The organism is Sphingomonas phyllosphaerae FA2 (genome assembly GCF_000427645.1).
GTDB classification, from domain to species: Bacteria; Pseudomonadota; Alphaproteobacteria; order Sphingomonadales; family Sphingomonadaceae; genus Sphingomonas; species Sphingomonas phyllosphaerae.
Map to the genome: position 1 here is coordinate 1,233,647 of NZ_KE386571.1, position 19,328 is coordinate 1,252,974.

Consider the following 19,328-nt stretch of genomic DNA (forward strand, 5'->3'; position numbering starts at 1 on the left):
TTCTGACCACGTCGTCCCGGCGTTGGGCGGGATGACGTCAACCTGATCCGTCATTGCGAGCAAAGCGAAGCAATCCAGATTCGGACCAGGACGCCCTGCATTGCGGCGCTACGCTCGCAATGACGAACGGTTTGTTTGACCTGAAGTCATTATGACCCAGAGTCGGGATCCCGCTGTTTACGCGATCGGCGAACAGGGCGCGGGGCCCCGGATCATGTCCGGGGCGACGATAAGTTGGCGGCGCGTTCTTACCAGATCGAGGCGCGGCGGGCGGTGCGGGCGGCTTCGATCTGCTGACGGAGCACTTCCGAGCGGGTCGGGGCCGGCGCATTCGCCGCGAAAACGAAGGTCGGCGCCTGCACGAACGCGGGGGCCGAGGCGCTGAGCGCAGCGTCGGTCGGGGAAAAGCTGGCCATGACAATGCTCCTTCGGTGACGATCCTTCTCTTGGCACCCGTTCTACCGACGGGTGACTGACAGCCGATGGACGAGGGCGGTTAACGCGCCGCTCGCCAAAATCCCGCGCGGCGTTGCCCTGCGCCGCTTTGCCCCCTACTCCGGGCGCATGAAGCTCATCATCGGCAACAAGGCCTATTCCTCCTGGTCGCTGCGCGGCTGGCTCGCATGCCGGCAGTCGGGATTGACGTTCGAGGAAGTGGTCGTCCCGCTCTACGACGACGAATGGGATCGCCGCCGCGAGGGCGACGAATTTGCGCCGTCCTCGGGCAAGGTCCCGATCCTGTGGGATGGCGAGGCGGTCGTTTGGGACAGCCTCGCGATCGTCGACTATCTAGCCGACAAGGTCGGGCGCGAGCCGTTCTGGCCAGCCGACGAAGCGGCGCGCGCGATGGCGCGGTCGATGGCGGCCGAGATGCATTCCAGCTTCGCCGCGCTGCGCCGCAAGCACACGATGAACGTCCGTCAGGTCTATCCCCCGGTCACGCCGGACGAGGATGTCCGTGCCGATCTGACGCGGATCTTCGAGCTATGGGCGCAGGCGCGTGCGCGGTTCGGCAGCGGCGGCGATTTCCTGTTCGGCGAATTCGGCGCGGCGGACATCATGTTCGCGCCGGTGTGCACGCGGATCGCGACCTATTCGCTCCCCACCCCGCGCTTCGCCGCCGCCTATGTCATGGCGGTGCTCCAGCATCCGTTCATGCAGGACTGGATCGCGGGCGCGCAGGAAGAGGAATGGGTGATCGAGAAGTTCGAACAGCCCGTCGCCTGATGTCAGTCGCTTGCGTAGCCGGTGTCGGGCGACCAGCGCATCGCGATGTCGGGATAATGGACGGTCGAGCGTTCGGGCAGGCTGACCGCGAACACCACGCACGGCGCGTCGCCGTCGTTGCGAAGATGGTGCGCGTTGCCGTCACCCTTGCGGAACACCGCAACCTCGCCGGCGTGCATCGGGCGCGCGCCGTCATCGTCGACCAATGTCGCGGTGCCGGAGAGCAGGACGACGATCTCATCCTCGCCCTCGTGCCAATGCCGCTGCGACGACCAGCCGCCGGGCGGGATCGTGACATGCGTCGCGACGAAATCCTTGAGGCCACCCGCCGCCGCCAGATCGCGCACCAGCCGGCCCGATGCCGCCGCGGCGAAGGGCGGCGGATAGTCGCTGCCCTTCGCGGGCGGCACGGCGGCGATGTCCAGTTTCGGCATAGGGAGCCCTCCTGTTGATCGATGTCGTTCAACTCGCCAGCCTATTGATCGGTGCCGAAAGCGTCACCCCCGCGCGTGGGCCGGTGTTCGACGTACTGGAGGAAGCGCTCGTACCGCTCGGCTTCGCGGTCGAGCGGCGGATCATCGGCGATGCGCCCGATGGTCCGGTCGAGAACCTACTCGCGACGCGCGGGACGCAAGGGCCGCATCTCGCCTTCGCCGGCCATGTCGATGTCGTCCCGCCGGGCGACGGGTGGAGCGCCGATGCCTTCGCGCCGCACCTGCGTGACGGCTTGCTGATCGGGCGCGGAGCGGTCGACATGAAGGGCGCGGTCGCGGCGTTCATCGCTGCGGCGGCACGCATTTCCACCGACGCGGGGCGGCTGACGCTGATCATCACCGGCGACGAGGAAGGCCCAGCGACGTTCGGCACGGTTTCGTTGATCGAGCGCATGCGCGAGCGTGGCGTCAGCCCCGATTTGTGCGTGGTCGGCGAGCCGACCTCGGTCGCAGTGCTGGGCGATATGGTGAAGATCGGGCGGCGCGGCTCGGTCAACATCTGGATCGAGGTGCCGGGGCGGCAGGGGCATGTCGCCTATCCGCATCTGGCCGACAATCCGATCCCGCGGCTGGTCGCGATCCTTGCCGAACTGGACGCGCTGGTGCTCGATCAGGGCAGCGACTGGTTCCAGCCGTCGAACCTCGAGATCACCGACGTGACGGTCGGCAACCCGGCGACCAACGTCATTCCGGCGCGCGCGACCGCGCGCGTCAGCATCCGCTTCAACGATCTTCAGCGCGGGCAGGACCTCGCGGGGCGCGTCGCGGCGATCGTGCACCGCCATGCGCCGGAGGCGATCGTCACCCCGCGGATCTCGGGCGAAGCGTTTCTGACCGAGCCCGGTCCGCTCTCCGCGCTGGTCTCTGCCGCGATCCTCGACGTGACCGGCCGGACGCCCGAGTTGTCGACCACGGGCGGGACGTCCGATGCGCGCTTCCTGCGCGCCTTGTGCCCGGTGGTCGAATTCGGGCTGCTCAACGCGACGATGCACAAGGCCGATGAGGCGGTGTCGATCGCCGATCTCGAACAACTGGCCAACATCTACGAACACATCATCCGCCGCGCGTTCTCAGCGGCGGCGGCGTAGCACCACATACAGCGCGCCGGCCCCACCGTGGCGCGGGTGCGCGTTGCGGACGGCGGCGATCATCCCGGCATAGGCCGAAAGCCGCAGCCAGTCGGGGATCGCAGCGCGGATCGCCCCACGCGCATGCGGGCGCTGGCTTTCGGGTCGCGGCGGCTTGCCGGTGACGAGCAGGATCACCCGGTCGCCGTGCATCAGCGCCTGTCCCAGCCCGATCTCTAGCGCCGCATGTGCGCTGGCCAGCGTGTGACCGTGAAGATCGATCGTGCGATCCGGGGCGACCACCCCGCCCGCGAGCCGCCGATCCCATCCACCGTCGAGTGTATGGCCCGGTTCACGACGCGCGTGGGACGGGAGCGGCGTAGGAACGCTGGGGGCCGACATCGCCTTCATCGGCGCGGGCAGCGGCAACCGGTCGAGCGACGGCGCGGCGACCTTGCGCCCCGGCATCGCGCGCACGGTCGCGCGCACCCGCGCCCACAGCGCTTCCTCGTCAGGGCCGAGGCGTCGTGCCGCCACTGGCCGCCTGCCCTGCTCGCCAGCGCGCGTAGCTGCCGCGGGGCAGCAATACGAAGGCGGTGCCGCGCGCGCTCATCCCGCCGGCGATCGCGCGTGCTTCCTCGCCCGCACCCCAGAAGGTGTCGAAACGGTTGCTGCCCTTGATCGCGCCGCCCGTGTCCTGCGCGATCCAGATGCCGTTGGCGTCGGTGCGATCCATCGACAGCAGCACCGGTGCGCCGAGCGGCACGAACTTCGGATCGGCAGCGACGGTCGCGCCTCCGCTGACCGGCAGGCCGAGCGCGCCTTGCGGGGCGCCGGTCAGCTCGCGGAAGAAGACATAGCTCTTGTTCTCGCGCATGATCGCGCGGCCCTCGTCGGGGTGCGCGTGGAGCCACGCGACGATCCCCTGCATCGACGACTGGCCGGGGCCGAGCAGCCCGCGGCTCTTCATCAGCGCGCCGATCCCGGTGTAATCGCGGCCGTTCTGCGTGTCATAACCGATGCGCAGCACCCCGCCCTCGTCGAGCCGGATGAACCCCGAACCCTGCACCTGAAGGAAGAACAGCTCGACCGGATCGGCGGCATAGCCGAGGATCGGTGCGCGGCCGTTCAGCGCGCCCTCTTCGATCGCAGTCCGGTTGAAATAGGGGACCAGCGCCATGCCGTCGACGCGCCCGCGGATCTTCTTGCCGGTCCAGGTCGGCGAGAACGCGCCGAGATCGACCTCGATCAGATCAGTGGGTCGTCCGTAGATCGGCGCATAGCCGGCACGCGGACGGCGCGAGCCAGCGATTTCGGGGATGTAATAGCCGGTAGCGAAGGCGCGGCCGTCGCCGACCTGCACCGCCTCGAACCAGCGCTGGAAGAACGCGGTCGCGGCGGACGGATCGGTGCGCGTCGCCTCTGTGCAGGCGGCTTGCCAGTCGCTGCCGAGCGTCATCCCCGACGTGTCGGTGCGGCGCACGAGGCTGGGGCACGAGATGCGGAAAGCGGCGAGCGCGGCGCCTGCCTGCGCGGGATCGAGCGGAACGGTCGTCAGATCGACCGCCGGGGTCAGACCGGCCATCGCCGCACTGGTGGCGCCGGGTGCGACCGTCGCGGCGAACGCCGGAAGCGGCACCGATGCGACCGGCTGGCGCACCGCCAACGGTCGCGACGGCAAGGTCGTCGGCACTGGGCGCGTCGCGACCGGGCGAGCGGCGGGAGCTGGCGGCACCGAACGTCCGCCCGGCCCGACGCAGCCAGCCATCAACAGGGCGCCCGCCACCGCGAGCGTCGCTTTGCTCCGCAACCCCCTACCCCCTTTGTCGTTTTCGGCTCAGGCTTCGTCGGTGTCGGCGAGGATCCAGTTCGGGTCCGAGGCGCGGACGGTACGGACGAAGGTCCAGACGTCATGCGTCTGCACCGCGTCGCTGGTCGAGCCGGCAACGACATTGCCGTCCGCATCGCGCGTCACCGCGGCGATGTCGGCATCGAAGCGCACCGCGACACGTGCCTCGCCGTTCGCCACGCCCGCCGACACGATCGTCGCACGCTCGATCGCAATCAGACGGTTGTCGAGAACCTGCCCCTGCGCGTTGCGCGTCTCGATCGCCTCGGCGAAGGCGGCATGGACGTCGTCGCTGACCAGATCGCGCAGCGCCGTCTCGTCACCGCGCCAGAACGCTTCGAGGATCATACGATATGCCGACTTGGCGCCTTCGAGAAAGCGCGTCACGTCAAAGCTCGGCTCCGCGGAGACGATCGCGCGCAGGCCGGGCTCGGTCGCGGTGTCGAACGGCCGCGTCGCGGGCTCGCGCATCTCGGCGGCGGGCTCGATCGCGCGGGGCACCGCCACCGACGCCACCCGCTCCTCGGCGGGCTTGGGCAGCGGCTGTTCATGGCCGGAGCGCTTGCCCAGAACCGAATAGAGTCGCAGCGCCAGAAAGCCGGCGACCATGGCGAGCAGGACAACGTAGAACACGGCAACTCCAGTAAGCTGGTGTGCGTACATAGGCGCGTGGGCACCGAACATCAAATCGCCCAACCCGCCTATTGTATCCGCCGCACCGCGCATCCGCGATTGTCACGTCCGCGGGGCGCTGCTAACCGCCCGACACTTTCCCGCGCGGCGCCGCACCGGCGCGCGCCTGGCCTGACGATAGGGGTAGGACGATGGACGAATTCAGCAATGCCGGCGGCGAACCGCTCGCCAACGGGGCCGACACGGCGCCGGCCGCGGGGCTGATCTCGCAATATGTGAAAGATCTGTCGTTCGAGAACCCGAACGCGCCCGCGATCTATCAGGAGCCGCAAGCGCCCGAGATCAACGTGCAGTTCGACATCGGCGCGGCGCAGGTCGCCGACGAGGTCCACGAGGTCACGCTGAAGATCGAGGTGCGCGCCACCACCGGCGGCAAGACCGCGTTCATCGCCGAGCTGTCCTATGCCGGGCTGTTCGGGCTGCGCAACGTGCCGGCCGATCATGTCCAGCCGTTCCTGCTGGGCGAAGGCCCGCGCCTGCTGTTCCCGTTCGCGCGCCGCGTCGTCGCCGATGCGATCCGCGACGGCGGCTTCCCGCCGCTACTGCTCGAGCCGATCGATTTCAACGCGCTGTTCCTCCAGCAGGCACAGGCGCAGGGCGTGTCGTTCGGCGCCGAAGACGCCGGTCAGGCGTAAGCCACACGAGCGGGTGAGGATCGGCGGATGAACCTCGCCCGCGCTTTGGGATCGATCGGTGGGTTGACCTTGGTCAGCCGCGTACTCGCGTTGGTGCGCGACACGTTGCAGGCCAGCTATGTCGGCGCGAGCTTCGCCTCGGACGCGTTCTTCGTCGCCTTCCGACTGCCGAACATGTTCCGCGCGCTGTTCGCGGAGGGTGCCTTCTCCGCCGCGTTCATTCCCCTGTTCAACCGCAAGGTCGCGGAAGGCGGCGGGACCGCGGCGGGAATCGACTTCGCCGAGCGCGCGCTGGCGCTGCTGTTCCCGGTGCTGCTGGTGATGACCGCGCTGATGCTAGCGGCGGCGTGGCCATTGACATGGGCGCTGTCCGGCGGGTTCGACCGCCAGCATCCGACGCCGGAGCAATTCGCCTTCGCGGTGATGCTGTCGCGCTTCACCATCCCCTATCTGCTGTTGATTTCGCTGGTGTCGCTGCTTGGCGGCATCCTCAATTCGCTGCATCGCTTCTGGGTCAATGCCGCCGCGCCGATCCTGCTCAACATCGCGATGGTCGGCGCGCTGATCTTCTTCCACGGCGGCGATCCCTATGCGACCGCGCGGGCGCAGGCGATCTCGGTCACGGTCGGCGGCGCGCTGCAACTCGCATGGCTGTGGTGGGCGTGCCGACGCGCGGGCGTGAGCCTCAAGCTGCGCCGCCCGCGCATCGACGACGACGTCAAGCAGATGCTGAAGCTGATCGTCCCCGCCGCGACCGGCGCGGGCGCGGCGCAGATCAACCTCGCGATCTCGACCGCGCTGGCGGGCGGGCTGCTGTCGGCGGGGTCGATCTCGGCGATCTATTATGCCGACCGGCTGAACCAGTTGCCGCTCGGGCTGATCGGGATCGGGCTGGGAACGATCCTGTTGCCCGTCGTGTCGCGTTTGCTGTCGCAGGGCCGCGAGGCGGAAGCGATGGAGACGCAGAACCGCGGGCTCGAACTCGCGCTGTTTCTCACCTTGCCCGCTACCGCCGCGTTCGTCTTCGCCGCCGAGCCGATCGTGCGCGGGCTGTTCCAGCACGGCGCGTTCGACAGCGGCGATACGGTGCGCGCGGCGCAGGCGCTCGCCGCCTTCTCGCTGGGGCTACCGAGCTATGTGCTGGTCAAGGTCCTCACACCCGGCTTCTACGCGCGCGCCGACACGAAGACGCCGGTGCGGCTGGCGCTCTACTCGGTCGCGATCAATTTGGTTGGCAATTTGATCCTAATCCCGACGCTGGCGCACTGGAATATCGGGCAGATCGGTCCACCGCTGGCGACCGCGCTCGCCTCGACCGTCAACGTCGTGTCGCTCTATGTCGTGCTGGTGCGCCGCGGGCATTTCGCGCTCGACCCGCAGGTCAGGCGCAAGGTGCCGCGTCTTGCGCTCGCCGCGCTGCTGATGGGCGGGGCGCTGTTGCTGGTAGCGCCCTTCGTCGCCCCGTATCTGACCGGCAGCTTCGTCATTCGCGCGCTTGCCTTGACCGTCCTCGTCGGCGCGGGTGTCGCGATCTATGCGCTGGCGTGCGTCGTTACCGGGGCGTATCGCCTCGCCGATCTCAAAACCCTCCTTCGTCGCAGAGCTTCTACCTGATGACCAACATGCGCGTCCTCTCCGGCATTAAGCCGACCGGCAACCTCCACCTCGGCAATTACCTCGGCGCAGTGAAGCAGTGGGTGGCGATGCAGGACGACATCCAGGCGTCGGGCGGCGAGACGATGTATTTCATCGCCGACCTCCACGGCCTGACCGAGTTCATCGCGCCGGCCGAGATGACCGCCAACACCGTCGAGATGACCGCGACGCTGATCGCCGCCGGGATCGATCCGGCGCGCTCGATCGTGTTCAATCAGGCGCGCGTGCCCGCGCATGCCGAGCTGGCGTGGCTGCTCAACAATGTCGCGCGGGTCGGCTGGCTGAACCGCATGACGCAGTTCAAGGACAAGGCCGGCAAGAACCGTGAGGGCGCGTCGGTCGGGCTGTACGACTATCCGGTGCTGATGGCGGCCGATGTGCTGCTGTACAATGCGACGCACGTTCCGGTCGGCGAGGATCAGAAGCAGCATCTGGAGCTGACCCGCGACATCGCGACCAAGTTCAACACCGATTACGGAACCGAGCTGTTCACCCTGCCCGAGCCGTTGGTCAGCAAGGCCGCGCCGCGCATCATGTCGTTGCGCGATGCGGGTGCGAAGATGTCGAAGTCGAACCCGTCCGAACAATCGGTCGTCAAGCTGGTCGACAGCGACGAGGTGATCGCCGACAAGTTCCGCAAGGCCAAGACCGACCCCGATCTGCTGCCCGCCACGGTCGCGGAGCTGGAGGGGCGGCCCGAAGCGCGCAATCTGCTGACGATCTTCGCGGCACTGGCCGATCGCACGCCCGACGCGGTGCTGTCGGATTATGCGGGCAAGGGCTTCGGGCAGTTCAAGCCCGACCTCGCCGATCTGGCGGTCGCCAGGCTCGGCCCGATCCGCGATGAGATGCTGCGGCTGCTGAACGATCGCGGCGCGATCAACGCGATCCTGCGCGATGGTGCCGAGCGTGCGGCTGAACTGGCGGCACCGACCCTGCATCGCGCACAGGAAGCGATGGGGCTGCTGGTCTGATCCGGTTGGCGCGTAACGCCATGTCACGCGCCAAGTTTCGGCAAATGTCACCGGTAGCTGCCGGCGGATCGTCATAAATCCAGCGGAAAACGGCGCTTTGCGCATTTGGCATCGGTCTTGCTGAGCGTCTCGCAACAATGGAGCGAGACATGACCGATCACACCACCACCCTCGTTGCTGCCCCCCGCGACAATCTATTCGGCGTGTGTGCCGCGCTTGGCGAAGACTTCGGGTTCAATCCGCTCTGGCTGCGGCTCGGCTTCGCGGTCGCGCTGCTGTTCTCGCTCGAGAAGGTGTTGCTCGCCTATGTCGCGCTAGGCGTGCTGGTGCTGGTCAGTCGGCTGCTCTTCCCGAACCGCAGGCGGGCGGTGGCGACCGACGTGCCGGCCACGGCGGCGAATGAGGCGGATGAAGAGGAATATCGGCAGGCGGCCTGATCGCCCGGCTGCTGCGGCGTCGCAGAGGCTTAGTGACGTAGGTTGGATCATCCTTCCGTCATTGCGAGCGGAGCGAAGCAATCCAGATTCGGCCCAGGACTCGCTGGATCGCTTCGCTACGCTCGCAATGACGCTTCAGGATAAAGCCCGAACTGACGAACTGCGTCAGGCGTCCAGCTGTCCCAGCAGCACATGGACCGCCTGATCGACCTCACGGTCGCTGTCGCGCAATTCTTCGATCCGGCGCACCGCATGGATCACCGTCGAGTGATCGCGACCGCCGAACTTGCGGCCGATCTCCGGCAACGAGCGGGTGGTGAGGCGCTTGGCGAGATACATCGCAATCTGTCGCGGACGGGCGATCGCTCTGGCGCGACGTGCCGAGAGCAGATCGAGCGGCTTAAGCTCGAAATGCTCGCACACCAGCTTCTGGATCTGATCGATCGTTACCCGACGCTGATGCCCGCGCAACATGTCGCCGAGCGTCTGCGTCGCGAAGTCGAGATCGATCGTCTGCCCGGTCAGCATCGCATAGGCGGTGACGCGGGTGAGCGCGCCCTCCAGCTCGCGAATGCTGGAGGTGATCCGCTCGGCCAGCAGGTCGAGCACCGCTGCCGGTACGCGGACGTCGGGCATTTCGGCGACCCGGCGCGCGAGCACGGTGCGGCGCAGCTCCGGCGACGACGGGCGGATGTCGACGACCAGTCCCGACCCCAGCCGGTTGAGGATGCGGGCCTCGATTCCGTCCAGCGCCTGCGGCGCACGATCGGCGGCGATCACCAGCCGCTTGCCCGCCGCCATGATCTCGTTGACCGTGTGGAAGAACTCGTCCTGCGTCACGTCCTTGCCAGCGATGAACTGCAAGTCGTCAATCAGCAGCAGGTCGCAGCCGCGCAGCTTCGCCTTGAACGCGAACGTATCGCGCGCGCGCATCGCGGCTACGAACTCGAACATGAAGCGCTCGGCCGACATCAGCATCACCCGCGCTTGCGGGTGATCCGCGAGGAAGCGATGCGCGATGGCGTTCATCAGGTGGGTCTTGCCCTGCCCGGTGCCGCCGTGGAGAAACAAAGGGCTGAACCGGACCGGCCCGGGCGCGGCAAGCGCCTGCGCGGCGTTGAGCGCGACCATGTTCGAGGCATCGACGACGAAACGATCGAAGGTCAGGCGCGCGTCTAGCGACGGCCGATCGACGGCGGCGCCGCTCGAGGGCGCTGCAACAGTCGGGGCGGCCGCCGGCACGGGCGCCGAGGCCGGCGCGGGGGCAGCAAGCACGACGGGCGCCGCGGCCCGGGCGACGGTGTCGATTGCGACGCTGCGCACGCCCGGGAGCACCGCACGAAATTCGTGAAGCAGACGATCGGCGTAGTGGCTCTTCACCCAATTGGTCGCAAACGCCGACGGCAGCGTCAGGCGAACGTCGGTCGCATCATCGCCCTCTGCCAGTGCAATCGGCGCGAGCCACTGGTCGAACACGCGCGTGCCAGCGGAACGGCGCAGGTTGGCGCGGACCCGGGCCCACGCCCGTGCCAGTTCGCTAATCCCGTCATCCATTCCATCCAAATGCGTCACGCACGTCTCTCCTGCCGCCGCGAACCAACCGATCGCGGTGCCATCATTCGCAAAGTCAAACGTCCCCCTGCCCGCGGCCCCTAGCGCGTTGGCATCCGAACATTGTTCTTGTGCCACGCTGCACGGACGGCGGCGCGGTTCGACAGGATTAGGAACAGGCGGGTGAGTCGATCAACCCCGCCAACGGGTACGATTCCGAAATAAAGCGGATTGACTCGCCATCAGCGGCACAAATGCGTCATATTTCTCATAAGCCTCTGAGATTACTCGCATTTCCTAGCGGTCATCGATCCGCAACTTCCGCGAATCGCGGGGATTCCAAGCGTTTCTGCCAAGTGCCTTTTTGTTCCTCAGGCCGAAGTTCGCACATGCAAAAACGCCCGCCGGGATGGTCCCGACGGGCGTTCCGATACGCGATAAAACGCAGGCATTACGCCAGCGCGGCAACCCGCTTGGTCAGGCGCGAGAACTTGCGCGAGGCGGTGTTGCGATGAAGCACACCCTTCGCCACGCCGCGCTGCATTTCCGGCTGCGCCGCTGCCAGCGCGGTCGTCGCCGCAGTCTTGTCACCCGCTGCCAGCGCGGCCTCGACCTTCTTCACGAAGGTACGGATGCGACCGACACGGGCACCGTTGATTTCGGCCCGGCGCTGGTTGCGGCGGATGCGCTTCTTGGCTTGCGGCGTGTTCGCCATGAACGTCCTCTGATAAGTTTCGAATCGATGGAAAAAGGCGCTGGGTAAGCCCTGCACCCTCGTAAGGCGCGGCCCATAGCCCGCCCCTGCGTCACCGTCAACTCCGCTGGCAGTTCGGACACCAGAAGGTCGAGCGTCCGCCCTCGGCGTAACGCTCCACCGTGCCGCCGCACGCGCACGGCTCGCCGGCCCGGCCGTAGACCGCGAATTGCTTCGAGAAATAGCCCAGCTCGCCATCAGGGCGCGCATAATCGCGCAGCGTCGACCCGCCTGCCGCGATCGCCGCCTCCAGCACCAACTGCACCGCTGGCACCAGCCGCGCGAGCGCTGGCTGATCGAGCGTACCGGCGGGCGTGTGCGGATCGATCCGCGCATCGTACAGCGCCTCGCAGACATAGATATTGCCGAGGCCGGCGACGATCCGCTGGTCGAGCAGCGCGAGCTTGATCGACAGCCGCCGCCCCGCCAGCGCGTGGTGCAGATGCTCGGGCGTGAACTCATCGCCCAGTGGCTCCGGACCGAGCAGGCGGAAGGCGGGGAAGTCCGCGACCTCGGCAGTCGGCAGCAGATCGACCGACCCGAACCGCCGCGGATCGTTGAGCGCCAGCACGCGCCCCGCCTCGGTCGCCAGAAGAAGATGGTCGTGCGCCAGCAACTCGGTCGGATCCACGCGCCACCGCCCCGACATACCGAGATGGAAGATCAGCGAATCATCACGGTCGGTATCGATCACGCCATATTTGGCGCGCCGTCGCAGCCCGGTGACGCGCGCGCCGGTCAGTCGCTGGCGCAAGTCGGCGGGAAAGGCGCGGCGCAGATTGTCGCGGCGCGGCTCGACGCGGGTCAGCACCTGTCCCTCCAGCACCGGGCGCAGGCCCCGCACGGTGGTTTCAACCTCTGGCAATTCCGGCATCTCTGCCCCCTAGCCGGTCGGTCGCATGGCGGCTAGAGCGGCGCACATGAGCGAAACCGTCTCCTTCGGCTACGAAGACGTCACCCCGACCGAAAAGACCGCGCGCGTGCGCGGGGTCTTTTCCAATGTCGCCAGCCGCTACGACCTGATGAACGACGCCATGTCCGGCGGCATGCACCGGTTGTGGAAGGATCGCTTCGTGCGCCGCGTGAAGCCGCGCACGGGCGAGCAGATTCTCGATATGGCCGGTGGCACCGGCGACATCGCCTTCCGCCTCGCCGGAAACGGCGCATCGGTGACGGTCGCGGACATCAATCCCGAGATGCTGGAGGTCGGGATCGGCCGCGCGCAGCAGCGCGGGATTGACGGGCTGGTGTGGACCGAGGCCAATGCCGAGACGCTGACCTTCCCGGATCGCTTCTTCGACGCCTATACGATCGCGTTCGGCATCCGGAACGTCACCGACATTCCGAAGGCGCTCCGCGAGGCGCATCGCGTGCTGCGGCGTGGCGGGCGGTTCTTCTGCCTCGAATTCTCGACCAACGTCTGGCCGGGCTTCGCCGAAGTCTATGACGCTTACTCGCATCATCTGGTGCCGAAGCTGGGGCAATTGCTGGCCAACGACGCCGACAGCTATCGCTATCTGATCGAGTCGATCCGCCGCTTCCCTGACATGCCGACGTTCGAGCGGATGGTCGGCGAGGCCGGGTTCGTCCAGACGAAGGTCGAGCCGATCATGGGTGGGCTGGTCGCGATCCATAGCGGCTGGAAGATTTGACCTCCTCGCTCGTCCACACCTGGCGGCTCCTGAAGTGGGGCCGGACGCTGGCGCGCCACGGCGCACTGCGTGGGCTGGAGCGCGATCTCAATACGCCGCCGCGGCTGCGCCGGTTGCTGCGCCTCGCGCGGCTGGGCGCGCGCGTGCCCGAGGTGCCGCGCTACGCCGATGCGTTCGAGGCACTGGGGCCGGCAGCGATCAAACTGGGCCAGACGCTCGCCACGCGCCCCGATCTGGTCGGCGATGCGGCGGCCGCCGACCTGTTGCGCTTGCAGGACGCGGTGCCGCCCGTCCCCTATGCGACGATCGCGCAGACGATGCGCGGCAGTTTCGGGCGACCGCTGGAGTCGCTGTTCACCGAGATCGAGGAAGTGCCGGTCGGCGCAGCGTCGATCGCGCAGGTTCACCGCGCGATCACCACCGACGGACGGCGCGTGGCGGTCAAGGTGCTGCGCCCCGGCGTCGAAGAGGATTTCGCGCGCGCGATCGAAACCTATGAGTGGGCCGCGGCGCAGATCGAGCCGATGAGCGGTGAGATCGCGCGGCTCCAGCCGCGGCTGGTGATCGAAACGTTCAAGCGCTGGACCGCGCGCGAGCTGAACTTCACGCGCGAGGCGGCATCGGCGTCCGAGCTGGCCGAGACGATGACCTCGGAGCCGAACTTCTTTGTCCCCGCGGTCGACTGGGCGCGCACCACCGGCAAGGTGCTGACGATCGAGTGGATCGACGGCATCAAATTGTCGGACCGCAAGGCGCTGGTCGCGGCGGGCTACGATTTGCCCGAGCTGGCGCGCGTGCTGGTCCATGCCTTTCTGCGCCAGGCGATCGCCGACGGCTTCTTCCATGCCGACATGCACCAGGGCAATCTGTTCGCGCTGCCCGGCAATTGCGTCGCCGCGATCGACTTCGGGATCATGGGGCGGATCGACCGGCGCGCGCGCGTCTGGCTTGCCGAGATCCTCTACGGCCTGATCACCGGCAATTACCGGCGCGTCGCCGAGATTCATTTCGAGGCGCAATATGTCCCCTCGCACCACAGCGTCGAGGAGTTCGCGACCGCGTTGCGCGCGGTTGGCGAGCCGATGCGCGGCCTGCCGGTGAAGGACATGTCGATCGGGATGATGCTCGACGGCCTGTTCGGGATCACGCGCGACTTCGACATGGTGACGCAGCCGCACCTGCTGTTGTTGCAAAAGACGATGGTGATGGTCGAGGGAGTCGCCACCGGGCTCGATCCCGACATCAACCTCTGGGTGACCGCCGCGCCGCTGGTCGAGGACTGGATCCGCACCGAGCTGGGGCCGGAGGCGGCGATCGCCGACCGGTTGGTCGCGGATGTGCGGACGCTGGCGCGGTTGCCCGAGCTGGTGCGACGGATCGAGGCGCGCTTCCCCGCCCCCGGCGGCGCACCACCGCGCCCGCCGCTGCGTGAGATCGAACGCGTTCGCGTCGGCGGCGGGTGGCGCTACGCACTGGTCGGCGCGCTCGGCGTGCTGGCGGGCGTCGCGGGCATGATGCTGGCGGGCGGATGGTAGCCGCGCCGGGGCGAACCGGAACAGCCTCGCGCTGGCTGGTGACCCCCGACCGGCTGGTCGGGATCGGTCGCGTCTCGGCGCGCCTGGCATTGGCCGGATTGCTGGTGGCGGTGCTCGCCACCGCAATGTTCGTGCCCACCGCGATCACGCCACCCGAGTTCCTGCACGACGCGATCGTCGCGACGCTGCGACACGGCGGGGATTATTATGACGCGGCGCGCGACCTGCTGCGCACCGAACCCGATGCGCGCGCCGCGCGGGCGCTGCCATCGACGCTGGCCGTCGTGGCGGCAGCGCTGCCGGTGTGGGGGCTGACGGCGCTGGTCGCGGCGGGATTGACGACGCTGCTGTGGATCGGGGGCTTGCGGCTTGGCGCGTTGCTGGCGCGAAGCGCGGGGGCGCTGCTGATAGTCAGCCTGCTCGGCTTCGGGATCGTCGCGACGGCCGCTCTGTGGCTGGCCGCGCCGCATGCGGCTGCGGCGGCGTTGCTGTCCGCGATCGCAGTGGTGGCGCGCGCGCGTGGGCGCGTGACGGCGGCGGTAGCGGTCGCCTGCGCGGCGGCGCTGATCGACCCAGCCGCGCTGATGACACTGGCGGTGATGGCGGCAATGGCGCTGCTCGACGGCGACCGGCGCGAGCCGCTGCTCTGGCTGGTCGGGCTGGGCATTGCCGCGCTCGCCTTCGCCCTGCATCTGCACGCGCTCCGGCCGACGCCCGCTCACGCCACCCCGCTGATTGCGGATCACGCCGTGGCGCGGCTGATCGGCGCGGCTTTTCCCGATGTACCGGGCGCGATTGCCGCACCGCTGGTAGTGCTCGCCGCATTCGGCTGGGCGACTGTCACCGATCCGCTCGGGCTGCGTGTCGTTGCCCTGCTGGTCGCAAGTGTCGCGCTCGATAGTATGCTGGGATGGCGCTCGGCGACGCTGGCGATCCCGCTGGTCGCGCCGGGTCTGGCGCTCGTCCCCGCGGCGATTGCGACTCTGGCGCGCGCGGCGCTCGACCGACGCCGCATCACCGTGACGAGGGTAACGCGATGAGCCGGATCCTGTTGATCGTCGGCGGCGGCATCGCCGCTTACAAGGCGTGCGAGCTGATCCGGGCGCTGCGCGGCGCAGGGCACGAGGTGCGCTGCGTCTTGACAGATGGCGGCGCGCATTTCGTGACCGCGATGACGCTGGCGGCGCTGAGCGAGAAAAAGGTCCATACCACCTTGTGGGACCTGAAGGACGAGGCGGAGATGGGCCATATCCGATTGAGCCGCGAGGCCGATCTGGTGGTGGTCTGCCCCGCGACGGCCGATCTGATCGCGCGGATGGCGGGTGGTCTCGCCAACGATCTCGCGACGACGCTGCTGCTCGCCACCGACAAGCCGGTGCTGGTCGCGCCGGCGATGAACGTCCGCATGTGGCTGCATCCGGCGACGCAGCGCAACGTCGCCCAACTGCGCAGTGACGGCGTGACGGTGATGGCGCCCGACGAGGGCGCGATGGCGTGCGGCGAATATGGCCCCGGCCGCCTTCCCGAGATTCCGGCGATCGTCGCGAGAATCGCGGCAGCCCTTACGCCGCAGCGGCGCACGCTGGAGGGACGGCATGTGGTCGTCACCGCCGGGCCGACGCACGAGCCGATCGATCCGGTGCGCTACATCGCCAATCGGTCTTCAGGGAAGCAGGGCTTTGCGATTGCCGCAGCCCTCGCGCGACGGGGCGCGCGGGTGACGCTGATCGCCGGCCCTGTGGACCTGCCGACACCTGCGGATGTCATCCGTCAAAATGTTGAAACGGCGTCGGAAATGGCAAGGGCCGTCCAAGAGGCACTGCCCGCCGATGCCGCGGTCATGGTCGCTGCGGTCGCCGACTGGCGCACCGTCACCGTCGCCGCGCAGAAGCTGAAAAAGGGTGACGACGCCCCCGCCCCGCTTCAACTCGCCCGCAATGTGGACATTCTCGCCACGCTGGCGCATGATCCACGTCGGCCGCGATTGCTGATCGGATTTGCGGCCGAAACCGAACAGGTGCTCGACCATGCGCAGGCCAAGCGGCGGCGCAAGGGTGCCGACTGGATCGTCGCGAACGACGTCTCTGGCGACGTCATGGGCGGCGATGCCAACACCGTCCACCTCGTGACCGCCGATGGCATCGAAAGCTGGGAACGCCTGCCAAAAATCGATGTCGCCGAACGACTTGCCGACAGGATTGCCGATGCGCTCTGAACCGATCAGGATCGCGCTGCGCCGCTTGCCGCATGGCGAGGGCTTGCCGCTCCCCGCTTACGCCACCACAGGTGCCGCCGGGATGGACGTGGTCGCCGCCGAGGACGTGACGCTCCCCCCCGGCGGACGCGCCGCAGTCGCGACCGGTTTCGCGATCGCGATTCCCGAAGGGTTCGAGGTGCAGGTCCGCCCGCGCTCTGGCCTGGCGTTGAAACATGGCATCACCTGCCTCAACACGCCCGGCACGATCGATGCGGATTATCGGGGCGAAATCAAGGTGATCCTCGCCAATCTTGGCACCGAACCTTTCGACGTTCGACGCGGCGAGCGGATAGCGCAACTCGTCCCCGCCGCGGTCACCGCGGCGGCGATCGTCGAGGTCGAGACGCTCGACGAGACTGACCGCGGGAGTGGCGGCTTCGGGTCGACGGGCAGATGATCCTCGCCGCGCTCCTGCTGCTCGGGCAGGCGCCCTCGCTCAATCCGCCGACCGACTGGGCGCCGCTGCCTCGCTTGCAGCTCGGTCTGGCTGCCGCGCCGCCTACGCAACTCACCGAATTCGTGCGGCGCGAGGTGCTGGCGGCGCGATGTGAGCTTTCGCCCGAAGAACGGATGCTCGACCTCGTCGTGCTCGTCACGCAGGCCGGTCAGGTGCGCCGGATCGTGCCGCGCGCGATCGGTTGTCCGTCGGTCGAGCAATTCGCCGCCGGGATCGTCTTGCGCGCGGCCCGCGACAAGACGCGGCCGGTCGCCGCCGACACCTGGTACGTCACCACGGTCGCGCTGACGCTGCCGTAATGCTCGGCCCCGACGAACTCGCCCGCTATGCGCGGCACATCGTGTTGCAAGAGATCGGCGGCAGCGGGCAGTTACGCCTGGCGCGCGCACACGTTCTCGTCATCGGCGCCGGCGGGATTGGATCGCCCGTGATCCAGTATCTCGCGGCGGCCGGCGTCGGTCGACTGACGATCGTCGACGATGATCGCGTCGATCTGAGCAATCTGCAACGACAGACCTTGTTCGTGACCACCGACATCGGCCGTCCAAAGGCGGAGGCGGCCGCCGAGCTCGTCACCCGCCTCAACCCGCACGTTGTAGCCCATGCTGTCGTCGCGCGGGTTGGCAGCGAGACTATCGGCGCATTGCTGGAGGATGCGCCATCGGTGATCGTCGACGGCTGCGACAATTTCGACACGCGGTTGCTCGTCGCCGATTCCGCGCTCGCGCGCCGCATCCCGCTGGTGTCGGCGGCGGTCGGACGGTTCGAGGGACAGCTTGGTGTCTATCGCGGCTGGGAAGCGGACAAGCCCTGCTACCGCTGCTTCGTCGGCGACGCGCCCGCGCGTGATGCGCTGACCTGCGCCGAGGAAGGCGTGCTCGGCCCGGTGACCGGGATCGTCGGCAGCATGGCCGCGCTGGAGGCGATCCGCCAGATCGCGCCGTTCGGCGACGACAGCGCCGGGCGGCTCATGCTGCTCGACTTCCTCTCGCTGCGGTTTCGCACGCTGGCGCTGCCGCCCGATCCCGCGTGTCGCGCATGCGGCGCGACACGCGGGTAAGGATCAGCCGAGCCGCGCTTCCGCGAAGGCGCGCACCGCCGGACCGATATCGCCACGCGCCATCGCCAGCGCGAGATTGGCGGTGACAAAGCCGGTCTTGTCGCCGCAATCGAACCGCTCACCATTGAAGGTGAAGCCGTGGAACGGCTGCTGCCCGATCAGCTTGGCCATGGCGTCGGTCAGCTGGATCTCGCCGCCGGCGCCTTTTTCCTTGGCGTCGAGGATCTTCATTACCTCGGGCTGTAGGATGTAGCGGCCGGGAATCATCAGGTTCGACGGCGCGCTGCCCTTGGCGGGCTTTTCGACCAGCGCCGTCACCTCGGTCAGTGCACCGTCGCGGGCGCCCGGCGAGATGATGCCGTATTTGTCGGTTTCCTCAGGCGCGACTTCCAGCGCGCCGATGACGTTGCCGCCGACCTTGTCATAGGCCTGCACCATCTGCGCCATGAAGTTCGGCGTGCCGACCATCAGCTCGTCGGGCAGCAGCACCGCGAACGGCTCGTCACCGACGATGTCGCGCGCGCACCACACCGCATGGCCGAGCCCGAGCGGCTCCTGCTGGCGGACATAGACCGGCGAACCGGGCTGCTGGCGGATGTTCTCGATCACCGACAGGCTCTTGCCGCGGGCGCGCATCGTCGTTTCGAGTTCGAACGAGATGTCGAAATGGTCCTCCAGCGCGCCCTTGCCGCGCCCGGTGACGAAGATGATCTGCTCGATCCCTGCCTCCAGCGCTTCCTCGACTGCGTACTGGATCAGCGGCTTGTCGACGACCGTCAGCATCTCCTTGGGCATCGCCTTGGTGGCGGGCAGGAAACGGGTGCCGAGCCCCGCCACTGGGAAAATCGCCTTGCGTACCGGCTTGATGGTCATTCGGTCCTCCTGTTGGCGCCGGCTCTCTACCGGGGGGCGGCAAGGATCGCAATTCGTTAGCGTAACGGTTCGGATCCCGCGCGGCAGGCAGGGTGATGCTTGCGGTGACGGGACGATCGGCCTAAGCACCCGCTCCATCCCGACATCGCTGGTCTTT

22 protein-coding genes are annotated in these 19,328 nt (G+C 68.0%); 13 read left to right on the top strand and 9 right to left on the bottom strand.

The features are described from left to right. Window positions 1–248: 248 nt before the first annotated feature. A complete protein-coding gene (locus SPHPH_RS21055) occupies window positions 249–416 on the bottom strand; it encodes a hypothetical protein (protein ID WP_156025858.1) in 168 nt (55 codons plus the stop codon). A 148-nt stretch (window positions 417–564) separates the two neighbouring features. Between SPHPH_RS21055 and SPHPH_RS0106200 the strand changes: the two genes are divergently transcribed. Beyond that, the gene (locus SPHPH_RS0106200) at window positions 565–1,227 is read left to right on the top strand and encodes a glutathione S-transferase family protein (RefSeq protein ID WP_028965908.1); all 663 of its coding nucleotides are present in this window, start codon (window positions 565–567) and stop codon (window positions 1,225–1,227) included. A gap of 2 nt (window positions 1,228–1,229) precedes the next feature. Here SPHPH_RS0106200 and SPHPH_RS0106205 read toward each other — a convergent pair whose 3' ends face one another. Next, window positions 1,230–1,661 (bottom strand): cupin domain-containing protein, encoded by a 432-nt coding sequence (locus SPHPH_RS0106205; protein WP_028965909.1) that lies wholly within the window; start codon window positions 1,659–1,661, stop codon window positions 1,230–1,232. A 14-nt stretch (window positions 1,662–1,675) separates the two neighbouring features. Here SPHPH_RS0106205 and dapE point away from each other — a divergent pair, with 14 nt between their 5' ends. Next, entirely contained in the window at window positions 1,676–2,809 is a 1,134-nt protein-coding gene (gene dapE, locus SPHPH_RS0106210) for a succinyl-diaminopimelate desuccinylase (RefSeq protein WP_028965910.1), read from the top strand. On the opposite strand, the gene SPHPH_RS0106215 is transcribed toward dapE, so the two are convergent. From SPHPH_RS0106215 to SPHPH_RS0106225, 3 genes are read right to left on the bottom strand one after another with little or no spacing between them, the layout of a single operon-like run. Further along, complete coding sequence (locus SPHPH_RS0106215) at window positions 2,792–3,325, bottom strand: Smr/MutS family protein (protein ID WP_028965911.1); 534 nt, start codon at window positions 3,323–3,325, stop codon at window positions 2,792–2,794. The two genes, dapE and SPHPH_RS0106215, sit on opposite strands and share 18 nt — an antisense overlap. Next, window positions 3,300–4,598, bottom strand: coding sequence for a murein transglycosylase A (gene mltA / locus SPHPH_RS19070; protein WP_420329289.1), 1,299 nt, complete (start codon window positions 4,596–4,598; stop codon window positions 3,300–3,302). Before mltA ends, SPHPH_RS0106215 begins: the two co-directional genes overlap by 26 nt. A 27-nt stretch (window positions 4,599–4,625) precedes the next feature. Continuing rightward, on the bottom strand, window positions 4,626–5,270 hold the full coding sequence (locus tag SPHPH_RS0106225) for a Tim44/TimA family putative adaptor protein (protein WP_028965912.1): 645 nt from the start codon (window positions 5,268–5,270) through the stop codon (window positions 4,626–4,628). A 191-nt stretch (window positions 5,271–5,461) separates the two neighbouring features. Here SPHPH_RS0106225 and secB point away from each other — a divergent pair, with 191 nt between their 5' ends. The 4 genes from secB to SPHPH_RS0106245 all read left to right on the top strand — a co-directional run bounded on the left by secB (window position 5,462) and on the right by SPHPH_RS0106245 (window position 9,032). Continuing rightward, entirely contained in the window at window positions 5,462–5,965 is a 504-nt protein-coding gene (gene secB / locus SPHPH_RS0106230) for a protein-export chaperone SecB (RefSeq protein ID WP_028965913.1), read from the top strand. A gap of 27 nt (window positions 5,966–5,992) precedes the next feature. Further along, window positions 5,993–7,579, top strand: a complete 1,587-nt coding sequence (gene murJ / locus SPHPH_RS0106235) for a murein biosynthesis integral membrane protein MurJ (protein WP_028965914.1) — start codon at window positions 5,993–5,995, stop codon at window positions 7,577–7,579. Window positions 7,580–7,587: 8 nt separating this feature from the next. Beyond that, window positions 7,588–8,595: a tryptophan--tRNA ligase gene (trpS, locus tag SPHPH_RS0106240; protein WP_028965915.1), complete on the top strand. Its 1,008-nt coding sequence runs from the start codon at window positions 7,588–7,590 to the stop codon at window positions 8,593–8,595. Between the two features lie 149 nt (window positions 8,596–8,744). Next, window positions 8,745–9,032 (top strand): PspC domain-containing protein, encoded by a 288-nt coding sequence (locus tag SPHPH_RS0106245; protein ID WP_028965916.1) that lies wholly within the window; start codon window positions 8,745–8,747, stop codon window positions 9,030–9,032. 165 nt (window positions 9,033–9,197) lie between these two features. Here SPHPH_RS0106245 and dnaA read toward each other — a convergent pair whose 3' ends face one another. From dnaA to mutM, 3 genes are all read right to left on the bottom strand, one after another. Then, the gene (gene dnaA / locus SPHPH_RS0106250; RefSeq protein ID WP_037488185.1) at window positions 9,198–10,586 is read right to left on the bottom strand and encodes a chromosomal replication initiator protein DnaA; all 1,389 of its coding nucleotides are present in this window, start codon (window positions 10,584–10,586) and stop codon (window positions 9,198–9,200) included. Window positions 10,587–11,034: 448 nt separating this feature from the next. Continuing rightward, entirely contained in the window at window positions 11,035–11,298 is a 264-nt protein-coding gene (gene rpsT, locus SPHPH_RS0106255; protein WP_028965918.1) for a 30S ribosomal protein S20, read from the bottom strand. Between the two features lie 97 nt (window positions 11,299–11,395). Next, window positions 11,396–12,211 carry a bifunctional DNA-formamidopyrimidine glycosylase/DNA-(apurinic or apyrimidinic site) lyase gene (mutM, locus tag SPHPH_RS0106260; RefSeq protein ID WP_028965919.1) on the bottom strand — a complete coding sequence of 272 codons (816 nt, stop codon included), beginning with the start codon at window positions 12,209–12,211 and terminating at the stop codon, window positions 11,396–11,398. A gap of 46 nt (window positions 12,212–12,257) precedes the next feature. On the opposite strand from mutM, the gene SPHPH_RS0106265 reads away from it, so the two are divergent. Genes SPHPH_RS0106265 through SPHPH_RS0106295 form a run of 7 tightly spaced genes read left to right on the top strand, consistent with a single transcriptional unit; the run spans window position 12,258 to window position 18,298 of the window. After that, window positions 12,258–12,989: a class I SAM-dependent methyltransferase gene (locus tag SPHPH_RS0106265; protein WP_028965920.1), complete on the top strand. Its 732-nt coding sequence runs from the start codon at window positions 12,258–12,260 to the stop codon at window positions 12,987–12,989. After that, a complete protein-coding gene (gene ubiB / locus SPHPH_RS0106270; protein ID WP_028965921.1) occupies window positions 12,986–14,524 on the top strand; it encodes a 2-polyprenylphenol 6-hydroxylase in 1,539 nt (512 codons plus the stop codon). Before SPHPH_RS0106265 ends, ubiB begins: the two co-directional genes overlap by 4 nt. Further along, window positions 14,518–15,564, top strand: a complete 1,047-nt coding sequence (locus tag SPHPH_RS0106275) for a hypothetical protein (protein WP_028965922.1) — start codon at window positions 14,518–14,520, stop codon at window positions 15,562–15,564. The genes ubiB and SPHPH_RS0106275 overlap by 7 nt, the downstream gene beginning before the upstream one ends. Then, window positions 15,561–16,739, top strand: coding sequence for a bifunctional phosphopantothenoylcysteine decarboxylase/phosphopantothenate--cysteine ligase CoaBC (coaBC, locus tag SPHPH_RS0106280; RefSeq protein WP_028965923.1), 1,179 nt, complete (start codon window positions 15,561–15,563; stop codon window positions 16,737–16,739). Before SPHPH_RS0106275 ends, coaBC begins: the two co-directional genes overlap by 4 nt. Beyond that, window positions 16,729–17,178 (top strand): dUTP diphosphatase, encoded by a 450-nt coding sequence (gene dut, locus SPHPH_RS0106285; protein ID WP_028965924.1) that lies wholly within the window; start codon window positions 16,729–16,731, stop codon window positions 17,176–17,178. Before coaBC ends, dut begins: the two co-directional genes overlap by 11 nt. After that, window positions 17,175–17,537 (top strand): hypothetical protein, encoded by a 363-nt coding sequence (locus tag SPHPH_RS19075; RefSeq protein ID WP_051272873.1) that lies wholly within the window; start codon window positions 17,175–17,177, stop codon window positions 17,535–17,537. The genes dut and SPHPH_RS19075 overlap by 4 nt, the downstream gene beginning before the upstream one ends. Continuing rightward, window positions 17,537–18,298: a HesA/MoeB/ThiF family protein gene (locus SPHPH_RS0106295; RefSeq protein ID WP_028965925.1), complete on the top strand. Its 762-nt coding sequence runs from the start codon at window positions 17,537–17,539 to the stop codon at window positions 18,296–18,298. Before SPHPH_RS19075 ends, SPHPH_RS0106295 begins: the two co-directional genes overlap by 1 nt. Window positions 18,299–18,301: 3 nt before the next feature. On the opposite strand, the gene galU is transcribed toward SPHPH_RS0106295, so the two are convergent. Next, window positions 18,302–19,171: a UTP--glucose-1-phosphate uridylyltransferase GalU gene (gene galU, locus SPHPH_RS0106300; protein WP_028965926.1), complete on the bottom strand. Its 870-nt coding sequence runs from the start codon at window positions 19,169–19,171 to the stop codon at window positions 18,302–18,304. Window positions 19,172–19,328: the final 157 nt, after the last annotated feature.

What these genes read in the sequence shown, in the direction of transcription:
- SPHPH_RS21055 (WP_156025858.1), bottom strand. Translation starts at nt 416, where the DNA reads ATGGCCAGCTTTTCCCCGACCGACGCTGCGCTCAGCGCCTCGGCCCCC.
- SPHPH_RS0106200 (WP_028965908.1), top strand. Translation starts at nt 565, where the DNA reads ATGAAGCTCATCATCGGCAACAAGGCCTATTCCTCCTGGTCGCTGCGC.
- SPHPH_RS0106205 (WP_028965909.1), bottom strand. Translation starts at nt 1,661, where the DNA reads ATGCCGAAACTGGACATCGCCGCCGTGCCGCCCGCGAAGGGCAGCGAC.
- secB (WP_028965913.1), top strand. Translation starts at nt 5,462, where the DNA reads ATGGACGAATTCAGCAATGCCGGCGGCGAACCGCTCGCCAACGGGGCC.
- murJ (WP_028965914.1), top strand. Translation starts at nt 5,993, where the DNA reads ATGAACCTCGCCCGCGCTTTGGGATCGATCGGTGGGTTGACCTTGGTC.
- trpS (WP_028965915.1), top strand. Translation starts at nt 7,588, where the DNA reads ATGCGCGTCCTCTCCGGCATTAAGCCGACCGGCAACCTCCACCTCGGC.
- SPHPH_RS0106245 (WP_028965916.1), top strand. Translation starts at nt 8,745, where the DNA reads ATGACCGATCACACCACCACCCTCGTTGCTGCCCCCCGCGACAATCTA.
- dnaA (WP_037488185.1), bottom strand. Translation starts at nt 10,586, where the DNA reads ATGGATGACGGGATTAGCGAACTGGCACGGGCGTGGGCCCGGGTCCGC.
- rpsT (WP_028965918.1), bottom strand. Translation starts at nt 11,298, where the DNA reads ATGGCGAACACGCCGCAAGCCAAGAAGCGCATCCGCCGCAACCAGCGC.
- mutM (WP_028965919.1), bottom strand. Translation starts at nt 12,211, where the DNA reads ATGCCGGAATTGCCAGAGGTTGAAACCACCGTGCGGGGCCTGCGCCCG.
- SPHPH_RS0106265 (WP_028965920.1), top strand. Translation starts at nt 12,258, where the DNA reads ATGAGCGAAACCGTCTCCTTCGGCTACGAAGACGTCACCCCGACCGAA.
- SPHPH_RS0106275 (WP_028965922.1), top strand. Translation starts at nt 14,518, where the DNA reads ATGGTAGCCGCGCCGGGGCGAACCGGAACAGCCTCGCGCTGGCTGGTG.
- coaBC (WP_028965923.1), top strand. Translation starts at nt 15,561, where the DNA reads ATGAGCCGGATCCTGTTGATCGTCGGCGGCGGCATCGCCGCTTACAAG.
- dut (WP_028965924.1), top strand. Translation starts at nt 16,729, where the DNA reads ATGCGCTCTGAACCGATCAGGATCGCGCTGCGCCGCTTGCCGCATGGC.
- SPHPH_RS19075 (WP_051272873.1), top strand. Translation starts at nt 17,175, where the DNA reads ATGATCCTCGCCGCGCTCCTGCTGCTCGGGCAGGCGCCCTCGCTCAAT.
- SPHPH_RS0106295 (WP_028965925.1), top strand. Translation starts at nt 17,537, where the DNA reads ATGCTCGGCCCCGACGAACTCGCCCGCTATGCGCGGCACATCGTGTTG.
- galU (WP_028965926.1), bottom strand. Translation starts at nt 19,171, where the DNA reads ATGACCATCAAGCCGGTACGCAAGGCGATTTTCCCAGTGGCGGGGCTC.